Genomic DNA, 1380 nt, shown 5'->3' with positions numbered 1-1380 from the left:
CGGCGGCTCTTCTTCGTCATCTTCGCTCCTGATTCGCAGCAAGAATCCTCGCCGCTGTCAGGCAGAAAATCCACTCAAGCTACTGTCCGAATTTGCGGGGCCAGCTCTCAGACCAGATGGACAACCTCCTGAAACACCACACAGCCTACTAATCCTGGCAGGTTCTCCACGCCCCCTCTCCCGGTAAAATCCACTTTATCCTGTGGTGTGACCACCCTCACGGGAAGGCCGGGTGGTTGGCCTGTTGTTGCGAGGCTGACTACTGAAGTTAGCGGCACGTGATAGGGACAGCGCTTTCCGTCCTCCAGCGGTGAGCGTTCAGACTCACGTTGCCGCTAACTTCCCCGGCAGCGTGGGCGCGGTAGGACGTCGTCTGCCGTCAGTGCTAGGGCGCTCGCCGAATGATCCCCCCCCCCCGGTCAGCTTCTTCCGCTGCTTGAGGCTGACCGTGGTGAAGTTAGCGGCGCGTGGTAGGGACAGCGCTTCCGACAAGGCGCCGAGTCACGTGCCGCTAACTTGTACTATGGGTCCGAATGGGCATTGACAATCAACACTCCAAACCTTCGCTCGTCGAGCTTTGATCGGCACATCACATCCCTGCGGTCGCAAGCGCTTGCGGTGCTTGCAGCCAACGCGGCTCGCGCGGCCGATCAGCCTATGTGCCTATCAGATCGCTAAGTCGCGACAATAAAGTAGCCGGCCACCCTCGCCGATCACCGGCTCGCCGTACTTGCGCATAAAGTACCGCGTTCCCGTGCGTCCGCGATCCGACATGCGGACCACTGCCGAGTGGATCGCGCCCATGTTCTCGAACATCTCGCCGATCTGCGTGACGCGGTCGCGAGCGATCTTGCCCTTGTTCACGATCTCATAGACGGCAATGCCTGATGCGCCAGCGGCGTCGATGTAGGACATCATGCGCTCTTCGTCGGTCAGGTTCTTCGAGAGCCGGGTCTTCGCCACGGGCTGCACGACGAACTGCTCTGAGCCAGCCATGGCAAGGTCGGGCTGCGTCTGCGCGACGACGGGCATCGTGTGCGGCCTATCGAGCCATAGCGCGTCACGGAGCGCCGCAATGGGGATGGAGGGGTGTTCCTTGGCGAACGTCCGGCAGAGCGCCATCAGGTTCGTCGCCTCGACCGCGATGGCGAAGTTGATCTCGGCCTTGACCGCCTGGTTCTCATTCCATGCCCCGCCGGGATCGCGACTGAGCAACAGCCTGATCTTCAGGAACGTCGGATGCGCCTGGGTGAGGAAGCCCGCCAGTTGCGGGTCGATCAACGGCGGCTGCTCGACTCCCCTCGCCTTCGGCCGACCTCGACCGGGACGCATCGCCGCCGGGAAGACCCTGCCGTGCCCAGCGCGCATCGAGAGCCAGAT

The 1380-nt window shown here is 62.5% G+C and carries 1 protein-coding gene; it reads right to left on the bottom strand.

The window, feature by feature from the left end:
- Positions 1–666 precede the first annotated feature (666 nt).
- Positions 667–1380: hypothetical protein (locus tag QJT78_RS51290; RefSeq protein ID WP_281460882.1), on the bottom strand; the 714-nt coding region annotated here is incomplete at its 5' end.

The organism is Bradyrhizobium sp. Mp27 (assembly GCF_029953005.1).
Classification (GTDB): Bacteria; Pseudomonadota; Alphaproteobacteria; order Rhizobiales; family Xanthobacteraceae; genus Bradyrhizobium; species Bradyrhizobium barranii.
Note: the sequence above shows the minus strand (reverse complement) of the source record. Positions and strands in the feature narration are given on the sequence as shown.